The organism is Mycobacterium avium subsp. avium, assembly GCF_009741445.1.
Lineage (GTDB): Bacteria > Actinomycetota > Actinomycetes > Mycobacteriales > Mycobacteriaceae > Mycobacterium > Mycobacterium avium.
In genome coordinates, this window is record NZ_CP046507.1 from 906,422 (window position 1) to 921,568 (window position 15,147).

Here is a 15,147-nt window from a genome sequence, read left to right on the forward strand (position 1 = left end):
CGCCGGGGCAGACCGGTCGGCGGCGGGCGGATCTCGGCGCAAAAGATTGCGAGTGCTTGCTATCTATGTTAGCGTTCCGGCAGCCCGCGACTTGGAGGACGCCATGCCCTACGACGTGATCATTCGCGACGGATTGTGGTTCGACGGCACCGGCGGCGCGGCGCTGACCCGCACGCTCGGCATCCGGGACGGCGTGCTGGTGGACGTGGCCGAGTCGCTGGACGAGGCCGGCTGCCCCGAGGTGATCGACGCCGCCGGGAAGTGGGTGCTGCCCGGATTTATCGACGTGCACACCCACTACGACGCCGAGGTGCTGCTCGATCCCGGCCTGCGCGAGTCGGTGCGGCACGGCGTCACCACGGTGCTGCTGGGCAACTGCTCGCTGTCCACCGTCTACGCCGATTCGCAGGACGCCGCCGACCTGTTCAGCCGGGTGGAGGCGGTGCCGCGCGAATACGTTTACGGCGCACTGAGTTCCAACCGGACCTGGTCGACGGCCGCCGACTACGTCAAGGCCGTCGACGCATTACCGCTGGGGCCCAATGTCGGCTCGCTGCTTGGTCATTCGGATCTGCGCGCCGCGGTGCTGGGGCTCGATCGCGCCACCGACGCCACCGTCAGGCCCACCGATGCCGAACTGGAGAAAATGGCGGCGCTGCTGGACGAGGCGCTGGACGCCGGGCTGCTCGGCATGTCCGGGATGGATGCGGCCATCGACAAGCTCGACGGGGAACGCTTCCGGTCCCGCGCGCTGCCGTCCACCTTCGCCACCTGGCGGGAACGGCGCAAGCTGATCGAGGTGCTGCGCCGCCGCGGCCGGATCCTGCAGAGCGCACCGGATCTGGACAACCCCGCGCTGGCGCTGATGTTCTTTCTGACCAGCAGCCGGATCTTCGGTCGCGGCAGGGGAGTCCGGATGAGCATGCTGGTGTCGGCCGACGCCAAGTCCATGCCGCTGGCCGTGCACACCTTCGGGCTGGGCACCCGCATCCTCAACAAACTGCTGCGCTCCAGCGTGCGCTTCCAGCACCTGCCCGTGCCGTTCGAATTGTATTCCGACGGAATCGATCTGCCGGTCTTCGAGGAGTTCGGCGCGGGGACCGCCGCGCTGCATCTGCGGGATCAGTTGCAGCGCAACGAACTTCTGGCCGACACCGATTACCGTCGGCGGTTCCGCCGCGAATTCGACCGGGTCAAGCTCGGCCCGTCGCTGTGGCACCGCGATTTCCACGATGCGGTCATCGTCGAATGCCCGGATAAGTCGTTGATAGGAAAGAGCTTTGGCGCGATCGCCGACGAGCGTGGCCTGCACCCGCTGGACGCGTTCCTCGACGTGCTGGTGGAAAACGGTGAGCGCAACGTCCGGTGGACCACCACCGTGGCCAACCACCGGCCCAAGCAGCTGGACAAACTCGCCGCCGACCCCAGCATCCACATGGGCTTCTCCGACGCCGGCGCGCACCTACGCAACATGGCCTTCTACAACTTCGCGCTGCGCATGCTCAAGCGCACCCGCGACGCGCAGGCCGCCGGCGCGCCCTTCTTGACGATCGAGCGGGCCGTGCACCGCCTCACCGGCGAACTGGCGGACTGGTTCGGCATCGACGCCGGCACCCTGCGCCCGGGCGACCGGGCCGACTTCGTGGTGATCGACCCGGCCGGCCTCGACGAGTCGGTGGACGCCTACCACGAGGAGGCGGTGCCCTTCTACGGCGGCCTACGCCGCATGATCAACCGCAACGACGACGCCGTCGTCGCCACCGGCGTGGGCGGCGTCGTCGTCTTCGGCGGCAGCCACCGCAAGGGCGAATTCCGGGACGGCTACGGGCACACCGTGAAGTCGGGCCGCTACCTGCGGGCCGGCCAGCGGGTCCGGGCCAAAGGCGGCGCCCCGAGGGTGACCGCCTGAGATGGCCAGAACCCAGCAACAGCGCCGCGAGGAAACCGTCGCGCGGCTGCTGGACGCGTCCATCGCCACCATCATCGAGGTCGGCTACGCCCGCGCCTCGGCGGCGGTGATCACCAAGCGGGCCGGGGTGTCGGTGGGTGCGCTGTTCCGGCACTTCGACACCATGGGCGACTTCATGGCGGCCACCGCCTCGGAGGTGTTGCGCCGTCAACTGGAGTCCTTCACCAAGCGGGTCGCCGAGATACCCGCCGACCAGCCGGTGCTGGAAGCGGTGCTAGGCATCCTGCGCGACCTTACCAGCGGCCCAGTCAACGCCGTGATCTACGAACTGACGGTTGCGGCGCGCACCGACGAAAAGCTCAGGGAGACTTTGCAACACGAGCTCGCGCAGTACGCCGCGAAGATCGACGAGGTGTCTCGCGCGCTGCCCGGCGTCGAGGGTTTCCCGGCCGACACCTTCCCGGTGCTGGTGGCGCTGATGCGCAACGTGTTCGACGGCGCCGCGGTGGTGGAAGGTGTGCTGCCGCAACCGGAAATCGCGGCGCAGCGGATCCCGGTGTTGACCGCGCTGCTGAACGCCGCGCTGCCGCAGTGAGTCTGGCGAGCAGACGCAAAAGCACGCGACACGCCGGGGAAACGGGCGCTTTTGTGTCTGCTCGCGGGGTGGCGGCGGTGGCGCGGGGTGGCGAGCGTCGGTGTTACAGCGAGCCGATGCTGGCCTGCGGGCTCTGGGCGAATCCCCAGTCGAACAACGTCGCCGCCTGATCCCAGTACGACGGCCCGCCCTCCTTGATCAGCCCGTACATCATGGCGATCACCAGCCGCCGGCCCCCGCGCGCGGCGGCGCCGACGAAGGTCTTGCGGGCCGCGTTGGTGAACCCGGTCTTGCCGCCGATCGCGCCGGGGTAGCGCTGCAGCAGCTCGTCCTGGTTGGTGATCGGCTGCAGACCGTTGTCGCCAGGGAACATCGCCGAGGGCTCGGCGGTGATTTGCGCGAACACCGGGTTGGCCATTGCCGCGCGGAAGATGACGGCCAGGTCGTGCGCCGTCGACGACCCCGACCCGTTGGGCCCGTCCAGGCCGGACGGCGTCGACGCGTGCGTGTTGGTGGCGCCGAGCGCCGCCGCCTTGGCGTTCATCTTGGCCACCGTCGCCTCCGGCCCGCCCAGCATGTGCGCCAGCGTGTTGGCGGCGTCGTTGCCCGACACCAGCAGCAGGGCGTCGAGCAGTTGGCGCGCGGTGTAGCTGCGGCCCGGCTTGATGCCGACGCAGTTGCATTCGACCTGGGTGTCGGCGGCGTCGGCCACCACGGTGGCGTCCAGGCTCACCTCGTCCAGCACCACCTGGGCCAGCAGCGTCTTGATGGTGCTGGCCGGCGGATGCGCGACGTTGGGGTCGCGGCCGGCCAGCACCTGACCGCTGTCCAGGTCGGCGATGATCCAGGTCTGCGCCGGGCCGTCGGGAATCGGGATCGAGCCGGCCGGCTGGGTGCTGTCCGCCGCGGCGGTGGGGGCACCGCAGGCGCCGACGAGCAGCAGCGCCGCGGCCGCGGTCCAGAGCTTGCGCATGGCCGCAAAGTCTAACTTCCGGTCCATTTCGGAGGGGATTTTCGTCTACTGTCCGATGCATGTTGAGCCTGGAGGAGATCTCCGACCGCCTGGAGATCCAGCAGCTGCTGGTGGACTACTCGACCGCGATCGACAACCGGCGATTCGACGACCTGGACGACGTCTTCACGCCGGACGCCTACATCGACTACACGGCGCTGGGCGGCATCGAGGGTCGGTACCCGGAGGTGAAGAAGTGGCTGGCCGAGGTGCTGCCCAACTTCCCGGTATACGCGCACATGCTGGGCAACTTCTCGGTGCGCATCGACGGCGACACCGCCTCGTCGCGGGTGATCTGCTTCAACCCGATGGTGCTGGGCGGCGACACCGATCAAGTGCTGTTCTGCGGGCTCTGGTACGACGACGAGTTCGTACGCACGCCCGGGGGCTGGCGGATGACCCGGCGGGTGGAGACGAAGGTGTTCCAGAAGGTGATGTGACCGCGCGCGATTTCTGATCGCCGCGGCCGTTCTGGCACAATAGGCGGCTGCACGCGAGGCAAAACCGGATCCGGGCAGCCCGCCCCGATTGCTGAATTGCAGCGTGATCCACACAGGAGAATTCGCTTAACCATGGCTGTGAAGATCAAGCTCACCCGGCTTGGCAAAATCCGCAATCCCCAGTACCGCATCGCCGTCGCCGACGCCCGCACCCGGCGCGACGGCCGCTCCATCGAGATCATCGGCCGCTACCACGCCAAGGAAGACCCGAGCCTGATCGAGATCAACTCCGAGCGCGCGCAGTACTGGTTGTCTGTGGGTGCTCAGCCCACCGAGCCCGTCCTCAAGCTGCTGAAGATCACCGGCGACTGGCAGAAGTTCAAGGGTCTGCCGGGCGCCGAGGGCCGCTTGAAGGTCGCCCCGCCCAAGCCCAGCAAGCTGGAGCTGTTCAACGCCGCGCTGGCCGAGGCCGAGGGCGGACCGACCACCGAGGCCGCCAAGCCGAAGAAGAAGGCCGCGACGTCGGGGGCCAAGAAGGCCGCGAAGGCCGCCGAGCCGGAAGCCGCCGCGCCGGAAGCAGCCGAGCCTGAGGCCGCCGCGCCGGCCGAGGGTGGCGAGCAGGCCGAGTCGAGCACCGAGAGCTGACCGCGGTCATGAGCACGGTTGTCGTTCACGCTGTTGAGCATCTGGTTCGCGGGATTGTCGACAACCCCGACGACGTCCGGGTGGACATGGTGACCAGCCGCCGCGGGCGGACCGTGGAAGTCCACGTCCACCCCGACGACCTGGGCAAGGTGATCGGCCGCGGCGGTCGCACCGCGACGGCGTTGCGCACGCTGGTCGCCGGCATCGGCGGACGCGGGATCCGCGTCGACGTGGTGGACACCGACCAGTAGGGAACTCCCTTGGAGTTGACCGTCGGGCGCGTGGTCAAAGCGCACGGCATCAGCGGTGAGATCGTCGTCGAGATCCGCACCGACGATCCCGCCGCCCGACTCGCACCGGGTAACACGTTGCGCGCCAAGCCTTCCCGTGGCGGCCCGGAACGCAGCTGCGTCATCGAGAGCGCGCGTGAGCACGGCGGGCGGCTGCTGGTGCGGCTGGCCGGCGTCACCGACCGGGACGCCGCCGACGCGCTGCGCGGCACCCTGTTCGTCGTCGACTCCGCCGAGTTGCCCGACATCGACGAGCCTGACACCTACTACGACCATCAACTCGAGGGCCTGCAGGTGCGCACCACCGGCGGCCGGCGGGTCGGTGCGGTCGCCGAGGTGCTGCACACCGCCGCCGGCGAGCTGCTGGCGGTGCGTGACGACGCGGACGGTGCGCCGCGAGAAGTGTTGGTGCCGTTCGTCAGCGCGATCGTCACCGCGGTGTCGCTGGAAGACGGGCTCATCGAGATCGATCCGCCCGACGGCCTGCTGGACCTGTAGGCCGGCATGAGAATCGACGTCGTCACCATCTTTCCGGCCTACCTGGACCCGCTGCGGCAGTCGTTGCCGGGCAAGGCGATTCAGTCCGGCCTGGTCGATCTGCGGGTGCACGACCTGCGGCGCTGGACGCACGACGTGCACCGCTCGGTCGACGACGCCCCCTATGGCGGCGGCCCGGGCATGGTGATGAAGGCGCCGGTGTGGGGTGAGGCGCTCGACGAAATCTCCTCCGCGGAAACACTTTTGGTGGTTCCCACGCCGGCCGGCGTGCTGTTCGACCAGGCCACCGCCGCCCGCTGGAGCGCCGAGCGGCATCTGGTGTTCGCATGCGGCCGCTACGAGGGCATCGACCAGCGGGTGGTCGAGGACGCCGCCCGGCGGATGCGGGTCGAAGAGGTCTCCATCGGCGACTACGTGTTGCCGGGCGGGGAGTCGGCGGCGGTGGTGATGATCGAGGCCGTGTTGCGGCTGCTCGACGGGGTGCTCGGCAATCCCGCGTCGCGCCACGATGATTCGCACTCGCCGGCGCTGGACCGGCGGCTGGAGGGGCCCAGCTACACCCGGCCGCCGAGCTGGCGCGGGCTGGACGTGCCGGAGGTGTTGCTCTCCGGTGACCATGCCCGGATCGCGGCGTGGCGCCGGGAGGTCTCGCTGCAGCGCACCCGCGAGCGCCGACCGGACCTGCTAGCCGATCCGGTTGGGCCGCAAGACGATCCGGGCCTTTAGAGCCCGTGCGGCGGGGCCTCGATGCGGCCGTCGGGAAAGATCGTCTTGACCGCCCGGGTGATGGTCTCCCGGGCGGTCGCGTCGTCGGCGGGCTGCAGCGACTGGACCACCATGATGTAGCGGCGGTCGGCGCCGATCACGCCGGTGGACAGGTGCATCCAGTCGGCGCCGATGCAGCACATCCAGCCCTGCTTGACCGCGACGGGCTCGGCGTACAGGCCGTCGGGGATGCCGAATCGCTGCGGATAACCGTCCACGCCGTTGGGGGTCGACTGGGCCAGGTCGCTGACGATGATCCTGGCCTGGTCGGCCGGCAGGCCGCCCGACCCGTCCAGCAGCATGTCGTAGTAGCGGATCAGGTCGGTCACCGAGCTCATGGTGTTCCACCAGCGGCCGTCGCCGGGCGGGGTGGTGGACGTCAGGCCGTAGCGGCTCGCCACCTCGGAGATGATGGCCGCGCCGCCGCCCTGGCCCCAGAACCGCTCGGCGGCGCCGTCGTCGGAGGACTGCAGCATGATGTCCAGCGCCTGGCGGTCGTCGGCGCTCAGCGCGGCCTTGCCCTCGGCCTGGTGCAGCAGCAGATCGTCGGCGATGAAGAGCTTGGCCACCGACGCGGTGCCCACGATCTGGCCGTTGCCGTTGGACACCAGCTGGTGGGTGCCGCGGTCGAGGATGGCCACCGACAGCGCGGCGCCGCTGGCCGCGGCCTGGTCGGCGGCCTGCTGGATGCGGGGCGGCAGCTGGGCGAACCCGGCGTTCGGCAGCGCCTGCGGCGGCTGCGGCGGGGTGGCGGCCTCGAGCATCAGGGCGGCCGACTGCGGGGGCGGCGGCTGGGTGAGCACCCGCACCGGCGCGGCGACGGGCAGGTGGTACACCTTGGCCTGGACCAGCGCCTCGGAACCGGCGGCGATCAGCAACGTCACCGCCGCGGTGGCGGTGAACAGCGTCAGCGGCCGTACCCGCATTCGTCTCCTTGCGCGCGACTCGACACAGTGCCTACGGCGGCCCGCTCGCGGCACTCGCACCGGCCATCACGCCGTGGTGCGGGTAGCGCGTTCTGACCCCAGTCATATGTACCATTCACCAGCGAGTTCGGCTCGTTGTGAACCGCCGACGCGCTGTGATTTCCGCGCCAGGGACCCCGTCTGGCACAATTGACCAGTTGTCTCCAGCGGTTGCAGGCCGGCTGGGCCACTTCCCGCCTGCTGCGAGATGCGCCAGAAAGCCCGAAACCATCGGCCGGGCGACCGCCTCACACCCGCGTGTGGGTGGCTGCCGCCGGCCGCGACCTCAAGGAAGTGTCTCTCACATGAACCGGCTGGACTTCGTCGATCAGGCGTCGCTGCGCGACGACATCCCGGTTTTCGGCCCGGGCGACACCGTCAACGTGCACGTCAAGGTCATCGAGGGCGCCAAGGAGCGGATCCAGGTGTTCAAGGGCGTGGTGATCCGCCGCCAGGGCGGCGGCGTGCGCGAGACCTTCACCGTGCGCAAGGAAAGCTACGGCGTCGGCGTCGAGCGGACCTTCCCGGTGCACTCGCCCAACATCGACCACATCCAGGTGGTGACCCGCGGAGACGTGCGCCGCGCCAAGCTGTACTACCTGCGTGAACTGCGCGGCAAGAAGGCCAAGATCAAGGAGAAGCGCTGAGCGGCCCGACCGCTCGCCGCTTGCCGGGCCGTAACGTGCGCTGGCTACGCTGATCTCGTGACCGACACCGCGGATTCCTCTAACCCCCAGTCCCACGCTGGCGACGCAGATCCGAAGGTCTCCACCCGCAACCCGGATACCCGCCCCGACGACGACGCTGGCGCGCCCGCACCGGTTCCCGAACCGGGGACCAAGCCCGACGCAGCCGCTCCCACCGAGGGCTCCAAGCGTTCGACGCTGCGCGAATTCGCCATCCTGGCGGTGATCGCCGTGCTGCTCTACTACGTCATGCTGACCTTCGTGGCGCGGCCGTACCTGATTCCGTCGGAGTCCATGGAGCCCACGCTGCACGGCTGCACCGGCTGTGTGGGCGACCGGATCATGGTCGACAAGGTCAGCTACGGCTTCGGCGCCCCGCGCCCCGGCGACGTCATCGTCTTCAAGGGCCCGCCGTCGTGGAACCTCGGCTACAAGTCGATCCGGTCCAACAACACCGCGCTGCGCTGGGCGCAGAACGCGCTGTCCTTCGTCGGCTTCGTCCCACCGGACGAGAACGACCTGGTCAAAAGGGTGATCGCGGTCGGGGGGCAGACCGTGCAGTGCCGGGCCGAGACGGGGCTGACGGTCAACGGCAAGCCGCTGCGCGAGCCCTACCTGGATCGCAACACCATGGCCGCCGACCCGTCGGTGTACCCGTGCCTGGGCAGTGAGTTCGGCCCGGTCACCGTGCCGGCCGGGCGGCTGTGGGTGATGGGCGACAACCGGACCCACTCCGCGGATTCACGCGCGCACTGCACCAGCGTGCCGGCCGAGGCGCTCAAGGGCGTGTTGTGCACCGGGGATCCGGCGTCGGGAACCGTGCCGGTGTCCAACGTGATCGGCAAGGCCAGGTTCATCGTGTGGCCGCCGTCCCGCTGGGGCGGGGTGGGATCGGTGAACCCGCAACAGGGGCAGTAACCATGGCCACGACGTGGCCGCCCCGGACGGTGATTCGTAAATCGTCGGGTCTGCGCACCCTGGAGTCGGCGCTGTACCGCAGCGGGCTGGGGCCGGTGGCCGGCGTCGACGAGGTGGGCCGCGGCGCCTGCGCCGGACCGCTGGTGGTGGCGGCCTGCGTGCTCGGCCCGGCGAAGCTGGAAAGCCTTGCTGCCCTTGATGATTCGAAAAAGCTGACGGAGAGCGTGCGGGAGCGGCTGTTCCCGGTGATCCGCCGCTATGCGCTGGCCTACCACGTGGTGTTCATTCCGCCGGCGGAGGTGGACCGCCGCGGCGTGCACGTCGCCAACATCGAGGGGATGCGCCGTGCCGTGGCCGGGCTGTCGCTGCGGCCCGGCTACGTGCTCAGCGACGGCTTCCGGGTGCCCGGGTTGGCGGTGCCGTCGCTGCCGGTGATCGGGGGCGACGCCGTCGCGGCGTGCATCGCGGCCGCCAGCGTGCTGGCCAAGGTCAGCCGGGACCGGTTGATGGTGGCGATGGACGCCGAGCACCCCGGCTACGGCTTCGCCGACCACAAGGGCTACAGCACGCCGGCGCACAGCGCGGCGCTGGCCCGGCTGGGCCCGTGCCCGCAGCATCGTCATTCGTTCATCAACGTGCGGCGGGTGGCCAACGGCTCGGGCGGCCGGGTGGTGGCCGACTGCAAACCGGACCTACCGCTGCAGCGCGACGAGGGCCGGTGAGGAAAGATGGGATGGCGAGGGCAGTGTCTCCGAAGAAGGACGTCTGAGCAGATGAGTGGCAGATGAGCGCAGAAGATCTCGAAAAGTATGAAACCGAGATGGAGCTCTCGCTGTACCGCGAATACAAGGACATCGTCGGACAGTTCAGCTACGTCGTGGAAACCGAACGGCGCTTCTACCTGGCCAACAGCGTGGAGATGACACCGCGCAACGCCGACGGCGAGGTCTACTTCGAGCTGCGGCTCTCCGACGCCTGGGTGTGGGACATGTACCGGCCGGCGCGGTTCGTCAAGCAGGTGCGGGTGGTCACCTTCAAGGACGTCAACATCGAAGAGGTCGAAAAGCCCGAGCTGCGGCTGCCCGAATAGCCCGGCCTAGGTGTTGGGCGGCAGCTGGTTCTCGATCTCGGGTGGCAGCTGACCGCGGTTGTCGATCACGGCGCGCGCCACCTCGGCCAGCTTGATGTTGAGCGCCTGGGAGTGGCGGCGCAGCAGGTCGAACGCCTCGTCCTCGGTCATCTCGTGCAACAGCATCAACATGCCGACCGCCTTGCCGATCTCGCGGTTGGACAGCAGCCCGCGGCGCAGGCTCGCGGCGTCCTCGCCCTTGGCGACGGCGTTGATGGCGACGCTGGCGAAGGCGGCCAGCACCGCCGCCCGGCCGGCCGACTCGGCGTCGAACATGTTGGGGGTGTCGCTGAACAGGTTGAGCGCCGCGCCCTTGCGCTTGTCGACCAGCAGCCGAAAGCCCATCGCACCGCGCACCGGGGTCTCGGCGACCAGCACGGAGGCCAGCTTGGGCCACAGCGACGGCGTGGTCAGGTCGGGGTCGATCTGCGGCGTCTCCTCCTCGATCGCGTCGATGCAGGGGCCGTCGCCGGCCCGGCGTTCCAGCTCGTCGATGTGCCGGGCCAGCTGGTCGCTGGCGCCGACGGTGACGTAGCGGTCGTTCTCGCGCACCAACAGGCTGGCGTGGTCGCAGCCGCGCACCGTCAGGGTGGCGGCGATGCAGATGGCGGCATACATCTCGTTGGCGTCCGAGCCCTGGTAGATGATCTCGGCCAGCGCCGCGAAAACCGTCGCGGGGTCGGCTTTCTCCCCGCCCGCCGCGGATGCCACCGCGCCGGCTTCCGATTGTTCCGCCATGCTGCTGCCTCGTTTCCTGCGGTGCCGGCGGGATGACCCGCTCCCCAACGCCGTAAATTATCTCCTCGCCGACACCAGCCTTACATGCCGTTTGGCCGGGTTGCCGACGGCATCCGCCGTCACCGCCGGTCGTCGACGAGGTGCGATGCCCGCCCGTGGGCGGCGGGCGCGATCGCGCGCGGGTTGGAATGATGGTTCTACCACGCGCCGAGCGGGCGTGCGCGACGCCGGCCTCGCACGGTTTCGGCCGGCCGCCGGGGGGAAGGACGTCTGAATGGGGGTGACCGAGTGGGTGTGACCGTCGCGGTGACCGGACCGACGGGGGAGATCGGCCGCTCCGCGGTGACGGCACTGGAGCGCGAACCGGGCGTGGACGCGATCATCGGGATGGCTCGCCGGCCGTTCTCCCCGTCCTCGCGCGGCTGGCAGAAGACCACCTACCAGCAGGGCGACATCCTGGACCGGGAGGCCGTCGACGCGGTGGTCGCGCAGGCCGACGTGGTGATCCACCTGGCCTTCATCATCATGGGTTCGCGCGACGAGAGCGCCCGCGTCAACCTGCAGGGCACCCGCAACGTCTTCGAGGCGACGGTGGCGGCCGGGCGGCCGAGGCGCCTGGTGTACACGTCGTCGGTGGCGGCCTACGGCTACCACTCCGACAACCCCGTCCCGCTGACCGAGGACGTGCCGGCCCGCGGGTCCGCCGAGCATTACTACTCCGCGCAGAAGGCCGCGTCCGAGGCGATGCTCGCCGAGATCACCAAGGATTCGCCGCTGGAGGTGTTCGTGCTGCGGCCCTGCATCGTGGCCGGGCCGGGCGCGACCGCGCTGGCCGACGCGATGCCGTGGAACCAGCTGCCCGGCCCGCTGCGCGCCATCGTCAAAGCGGTGCAGGCGATCCCGGTGCTCAAGCCGGTGGTGCCGGACCCCGGTTATCCGCTGCAGTTGGTCCACCACGACGACGTGGCGTCGGCCATCGCGCTGGCCGCCACCGCGCCGGCGCCCCCGGGGGCGTACAACATCGCCGGCGACGGGGTGGTGACGGTGGCCGACGTAGCCAAGGCGCTGGGCGGGCGGCCGGTGCGGGTGCCGGCCGTGGCGGCGACGGCGGCCTCGGCGGCGATATCCAAGGCGCCGCTGGTGCCCTCGATGCTGGAATGGCTGCACACCGCGCGCACGTCGATGGTGATGGACACCACCAAGGCCAAAACCCACCTGGGCTGGCGGCCTGTGCACACCTCGGCGCAGGCGCTGGCGGCGCTGGCGTCGGCGGTGTGATCGGCTCGTGGGTCTGCCGCGGCTCGCTGACCCACCGGTCGCGGTAGTTTGAGGCGGTGCAGGTAACGTCGCGCCGGCGGGTCACGCATCTGACCGCCGGGCAGGCGATCACCCGGCCGGAGACCCTGGTCGTCGAGGAGCCGTTGGAGATCCGGGTGGGCGGCGCCGCGGTCACCGTGACGATGCGCACGCCGGGCTCGGATTTCGAACTGGCCCAAGGCTTTCTGCTGACCGAGGGCATCATCGGGGCCCGCGAGGACGTGCACAGCATCCGCTACTGCGCCGGGCGCGGCGAGGACGGCGCGAACAGCTACAACGTGCTGGACGTCACGCTGGCGGCCGGCCTCGGCCGCCCCGAGCTCGACATCACCCGCAACTTCTACACCACCTCCTCGTGCGGGGTGTGCGGCAAGGCGTCGCTCGAGGCGGTGCGATCGGTCAGCCGGTTTTCGCCGGCCGCCGACCCCGCCACCGTCGCGGCCGCCACCCTGCAGGCGATGCCACACCAATTGCGTTCGGCGCAAAAGGTTTTCGACAGCACCGGGGGTCTGCATGCGGCCGCGTTGTTCCGCGCCGACGGCACCATGCTGGTGGTGCGCGAGGATGTCGGTCGGCACAACGCAGTCGACAAGGTGATCGGCTGGGCGCTGGAGCAGCAGCGGCTGCCACTGCGCGCCACGGTGTTGCTGGTCAGCGGGCGGGCGTCGTTCGAGCTGGCCCAGAAGGCGGTGATGGCCGGCATCCCGGTGCTGGCGGCGGTGTCCGCGCCGTCGTCACTGGCGGTGTCGCTGGCCGAGGAGTCCGGAGTCACGTTGGTGGCCTTTCTGCGGGAGGACTCGATGAACATCTACACCCGGGCCGACCGGATCGGCTGAACCGCACCGGTGGCACGGCGCGGCTGTGGATGCGCGCCGCACTGGGGATAACCGGCCGGTGCGGGCGGCCGCGCCCGGCGGCCCGGCCTCGCCCGTCGGCGGCGCCGGGCAGGGTGGCCGCCATGACGACCGAAACGACGATGACCCGGATCCAGCTGGGCGCGATGGGTGAGGCGCTCGCCGTGGACCACCTGACCCGGATGGGGCTGCGCGTGCTGCACCGCAACTGGCGCTGCCGCTACGGAGAACTCGACATCATCGCCTGCGACGACGCCACGTCCACGGTGGTGTTCGTCGAGGTCAAGACCCGCACCGGCGACGGCTACGGCGGGCTGCCGCAGGCCGTCACGCCGCGCAAGGTCCGCCGGCTGCGCCGGCTGGCCGGGCTGTGGCTGGCCGGCCAGGACCGGGGCTGGGCGGCCATCCGCATCGACGTGATCGGCGTGCGGGTGGGGCGCCGCCGCACCCCGGAGATCACGCATCTGCAGGGGATCGGCTGATGGCGCTGGGACGCGCGTTCTCCGTCGCGGTGCGCGGCGTGGACGGACAGATCGTGGAGATCGAGGCCGACATCACGTCCGGTCTGCCCGGCGTGCATCTGGTGGGGTTGCCGGACGCCGCGCTGCAGGAGTCGCGCGACCGGGTCCGGGCGGCGGTCAGCAACTGCACCAACAACTGGCCGCAGGCGCGGCTGACGCTGGCGCTGTCGCCGGCGACGCTGCCGAAAATGGGCAGCGTCTACGACATCGCTCTGGCGTCGGCGGTGCTGTCGGCGCAGCGGAAGAACCCGTGGCACCGGCTGGACAAGACGGTGCTGCTGGGCGAGCTGTCGCTGGACGGGCGGGTCCGGCCGGTGCGCGGGGTGCTGCCCGCGGTGCTGGCCGCCAAGCGCGACGGCTGGCCGGCCGTGGTGGTCCCGGCCGACAACCTGGCCGAGGCCAGCCTGGTCGACGGCATCGACGTGTGGGGCGTGCGCACGCTGGGCCAGCTGCAGGACTGGCTGAGCGGCATCGGCGCCCTGGACGGCCGGATCGAGCCGGACACCACCGTCCCGGAGCCGACGGCGGATCTGGTCGACGTGGTCGGGCAGACGCAGGCCCGGTTCGCGGTGGAGTTGGCCGCGGCCGGGGCCCACCACCTGATGCTCACCGGCCCGCCGGGGGTGGGCAAAACGATGCTCGCGCAACGCCTTCCGGGGCTGCTGCCGCCGCTGACGGAGAGCGAGTCGCTGGAAGTCACCGCGATTCACTCGGTGGCCGGGCTGCTGTCGGGGGACACGCCGTTGATCACCCGGCCGCCGTTCGTGGCGCCGCATCACAGCTCCAGCGTCGCGGCGCTGGTCGGCGGCGGCTCCGGGATGGCCCGCCCGGGCGCGGTCAGCCGGGCCCATCGCGGGGTGCTGTTCCTCGACGAGTGCGCCGAGATCCGGCTCAGCGCGCTGGAGGCGCTGCGAACACCGTTGGAGGACGGCGAGATTCGGCTGGCCCGCCGCGACGGCGTGGCCTGCTACCCGGCCCGCTTCCAGCTGGTGCTGGCCGCCAACCTGTGCCCGTGCGCGCCGGCCGATCCGCAGGACTGCGTCTGCGCGGCGGTCGCCAAGCGGCGCTACCTGGGCAAGCTGTCCGGGCCGCTGCTGGACCGGGTGGACCTGCGGGTGCAGATGCATCCGGTGCGGGCCGGCGCGTTCGGCGGCGGCGACGGCGAATCCACCGCGCAGGTCCGCCGGCGGGTCGCGCAGGCGCGGCAAGCCGCGGCGCAGCGCTGGCTGCCGTACGGGTTTCGCACCAACGCCGAGGTGAGCGGGCCGCTGCTGCGCCGCAAGTTCCGGCTGGGCAGCGCGGCGATGGATCCGCTGCAGAAGGCGCTGGACCGCGGACTGCTCAGCATCCGGGGCCTGGACCGCACCCTGCGGGTCGCGTGGAGCGTGGCCGACCTGGCCGGGCGCACATCGCCGGGACCCGAGGAGGTCGCCGCCGCGCTGAGCTTTCGCCAGGCGGGGGCGCAGCGATGAACGCGGCGGCGCGCCGACGGGCCGGGTCACCAGCGCAGCAGGGTCAGCCAGTCGGTGTGCCCGCCGCGCAGCGCGATCGCGACGGTCACCAGGATCGCGAACGCGCGGGCGAATTGCGCCATGGCGCGGCCGCTTTCGCCGCGCGTTTGGATCTCGCGCAGCGCGATGCAGGCCAGCACGATGGCGATCACCGGGATGGGAAAACCGAGCCAGGCGACCAGGCTCAGCGCGAACGCCGCGACCGCCCACGGGTTTTTGGGACGTTGCGACGCGGCGTAGCCCAGCGGCAGGTCGAGGATCATCGTTCGCTCCGTTCGGTGCGGGCCGGCGGGCGGCCGTCGGCGGACCACACCACAGTCGCGGGCGAGGCTGGACGGATTCTTGGCGGATTCT

At 70.6% G+C, this 15,147-nt stretch carries 17 protein-coding genes and 2 pseudogenes; 15 read left to right on the plus strand and 4 right to left on the minus strand.

What is annotated here, in order from left to right:
• Nucleotides 1-65: 65 nt before the first annotated feature.
• Together MAA44156_RS04510 and MAA44156_RS04515 are read left to right on the plus strand one after the other, a co-directional pair.
• A pseudogene (locus tag MAA44156_RS04510) lies at nucleotides 66-1,909 on the plus strand (N-acyl-D-amino-acid deacylase family protein).
• A 1-nt stretch (nucleotide 1,910) separates the two neighbouring features.
• Nucleotides 1,911-2,504: a TetR/AcrR family transcriptional regulator gene (locus MAA44156_RS04515; RefSeq protein WP_009978170.1), complete on the plus strand. Its 594-nt coding sequence runs from the start codon at nucleotides 1,911-1,913 to the stop codon at nucleotides 2,502-2,504.
• Nucleotides 2,505-2,607: 103 nt separating this feature from the next.
• Here the strand turns inward: MAA44156_RS04515 and MAA44156_RS04520 are convergent, their stop codons facing one another.
• Nucleotides 2,608-3,477, minus strand: coding sequence for a D-alanyl-D-alanine carboxypeptidase family protein (locus MAA44156_RS04520; protein WP_003878716.1), 870 nt, complete (start codon nucleotides 3,475-3,477; stop codon nucleotides 2,608-2,610).
• 59 nt (nucleotides 3,478-3,536) lie between these two features.
• Between MAA44156_RS04520 and MAA44156_RS04525 the strand changes: the two genes are divergently transcribed.
• From MAA44156_RS04525 to trmD, 5 genes are all read left to right on the plus strand, one after another.
• Nucleotides 3,537-3,956, plus strand: coding sequence for a nuclear transport factor 2 family protein (locus MAA44156_RS04525; protein ID WP_003875068.1), 420 nt, complete (start codon nucleotides 3,537-3,539; stop codon nucleotides 3,954-3,956).
• Nucleotides 3,957-4,088: 132 nt separating this feature from the next.
• Nucleotides 4,089-4,601, plus strand: a complete 513-nt coding sequence (gene rpsP / locus MAA44156_RS04530) for a 30S ribosomal protein S16 (RefSeq protein WP_029248555.1) — start codon at nucleotides 4,089-4,091, stop codon at nucleotides 4,599-4,601.
• Between the two features lie 8 nt (nucleotides 4,602-4,609).
• On the plus strand, nucleotides 4,610-4,852 hold the full coding sequence (locus MAA44156_RS04535; protein ID WP_009978166.1) for an RNA-binding protein: 243 nt from the start codon (nucleotides 4,610-4,612) through the stop codon (nucleotides 4,850-4,852).
• A 9-nt stretch (nucleotides 4,853-4,861) separates the two neighbouring features.
• On the plus strand, nucleotides 4,862-5,389 hold the full coding sequence (rimM, locus tag MAA44156_RS04540; RefSeq protein WP_009978164.1) for a ribosome maturation factor RimM: 528 nt from the start codon (nucleotides 4,862-4,864) through the stop codon (nucleotides 5,387-5,389).
• A gap of 6 nt (nucleotides 5,390-5,395) precedes the next feature.
• Nucleotides 5,396-6,115, plus strand: coding sequence for a tRNA (guanosine(37)-N1)-methyltransferase TrmD (gene trmD, locus MAA44156_RS04545; protein ID WP_009978163.1), 720 nt, complete (start codon nucleotides 5,396-5,398; stop codon nucleotides 6,113-6,115).
• Here the strand turns inward: trmD and MAA44156_RS04550 are convergent.
• Entirely contained in the window at nucleotides 6,112-7,080 is a 969-nt protein-coding gene (locus MAA44156_RS04550) for a serine hydrolase (RefSeq protein ID WP_009978162.1), read from the minus strand. The genes trmD and MAA44156_RS04550 overlap by 4 nt on opposite strands.
• A gap of 344 nt (nucleotides 7,081-7,424) precedes the next feature.
• Here MAA44156_RS04550 and rplS point away from each other — a divergent pair, with 344 nt between their 5' ends.
• The 4 genes and pseudogenes from rplS (at nucleotide 7,425) to MAA44156_RS04570 (ending at nucleotide 9,813) form a co-directional block, all read left to right on the plus strand.
• Complete coding sequence (gene rplS / locus MAA44156_RS04555) at nucleotides 7,425-7,766, plus strand: 50S ribosomal protein L19 (protein WP_003875074.1); 342 nt, start codon at nucleotides 7,425-7,427, stop codon at nucleotides 7,764-7,766.
• 57 nt (nucleotides 7,767-7,823) lie between these two features.
• Nucleotides 7,824-8,723 carry a signal peptidase I gene (gene lepB, locus MAA44156_RS04560; protein ID WP_009978161.1) on the plus strand — a complete coding sequence of 300 codons (900 nt, stop codon included), beginning with the start codon at nucleotides 7,824-7,826 and terminating at the stop codon, nucleotides 8,721-8,723.
• A 2-nt stretch (nucleotides 8,724-8,725) separates the two neighbouring features.
• Nucleotides 8,726-9,500, plus strand: a pseudogene (locus MAA44156_RS04565) (ribonuclease HII).
• Between the two features lie 7 nt (nucleotides 9,501-9,507).
• Nucleotides 9,508-9,813 carry a DUF2469 domain-containing protein gene (locus MAA44156_RS04570; RefSeq protein WP_003875077.1) on the plus strand — a complete coding sequence of 102 codons (306 nt, stop codon included), beginning with the start codon at nucleotides 9,508-9,510 and terminating at the stop codon, nucleotides 9,811-9,813.
• 6 nt (nucleotides 9,814-9,819) lie between these two features.
• Here MAA44156_RS04570 and MAA44156_RS04575 read toward each other — a convergent pair whose 3' ends face one another.
• Nucleotides 9,820-10,590 (minus strand): GAF and ANTAR domain-containing protein, encoded by a 771-nt coding sequence (locus tag MAA44156_RS04575; RefSeq protein WP_003875078.1) that lies wholly within the window; start codon nucleotides 10,588-10,590, stop codon nucleotides 9,820-9,822.
• Between the two features lie 288 nt (nucleotides 10,591-10,878).
• Between MAA44156_RS04575 and MAA44156_RS04580 the strand changes: the two genes are divergently transcribed.
• The 4 genes from MAA44156_RS04580 to MAA44156_RS04595 all read left to right on the plus strand — a co-directional run bounded on the left by MAA44156_RS04580 (nucleotide 10,879) and on the right by MAA44156_RS04595 (nucleotide 14,754).
• The gene (locus MAA44156_RS04580; protein WP_009978157.1) at nucleotides 10,879-11,868 is read left to right on the plus strand and encodes an SDR family oxidoreductase; all 990 of its coding nucleotides are present in this window, start codon (nucleotides 10,879-10,881) and stop codon (nucleotides 11,866-11,868) included.
• 56 nt (nucleotides 11,869-11,924) lie between these two features.
• Nucleotides 11,925-12,743, plus strand: coding sequence for a formate dehydrogenase accessory sulfurtransferase FdhD (gene fdhD, locus MAA44156_RS04585; protein ID WP_009978155.1), 819 nt, complete (start codon nucleotides 11,925-11,927; stop codon nucleotides 12,741-12,743).
• 122 nt (nucleotides 12,744-12,865) lie between these two features.
• The gene (locus tag MAA44156_RS04590; RefSeq protein WP_029248554.1) at nucleotides 12,866-13,243 is read left to right on the plus strand and encodes a YraN family protein; all 378 of its coding nucleotides are present in this window, start codon (nucleotides 12,866-12,868) and stop codon (nucleotides 13,241-13,243) included.
• Nucleotides 13,243-14,754: a YifB family Mg chelatase-like AAA ATPase gene (locus tag MAA44156_RS04595; protein WP_009978152.1), complete on the plus strand. Its 1,512-nt coding sequence runs from the start codon at nucleotides 13,243-13,245 to the stop codon at nucleotides 14,752-14,754. The genes MAA44156_RS04590 and MAA44156_RS04595 overlap by 1 nt, the downstream gene beginning before the upstream one ends.
• Nucleotides 14,755-14,780: 26 nt before the next feature.
• On the opposite strand, the gene MAA44156_RS04600 is transcribed toward MAA44156_RS04595, so the two are convergent.
• A complete protein-coding gene (locus tag MAA44156_RS04600) occupies nucleotides 14,781-15,056 on the minus strand; it encodes a DUF4190 domain-containing protein (protein WP_003875087.1) in 276 nt (91 codons plus the stop codon).
• Nucleotides 15,057-15,147: the final 91 nt, after the last annotated feature.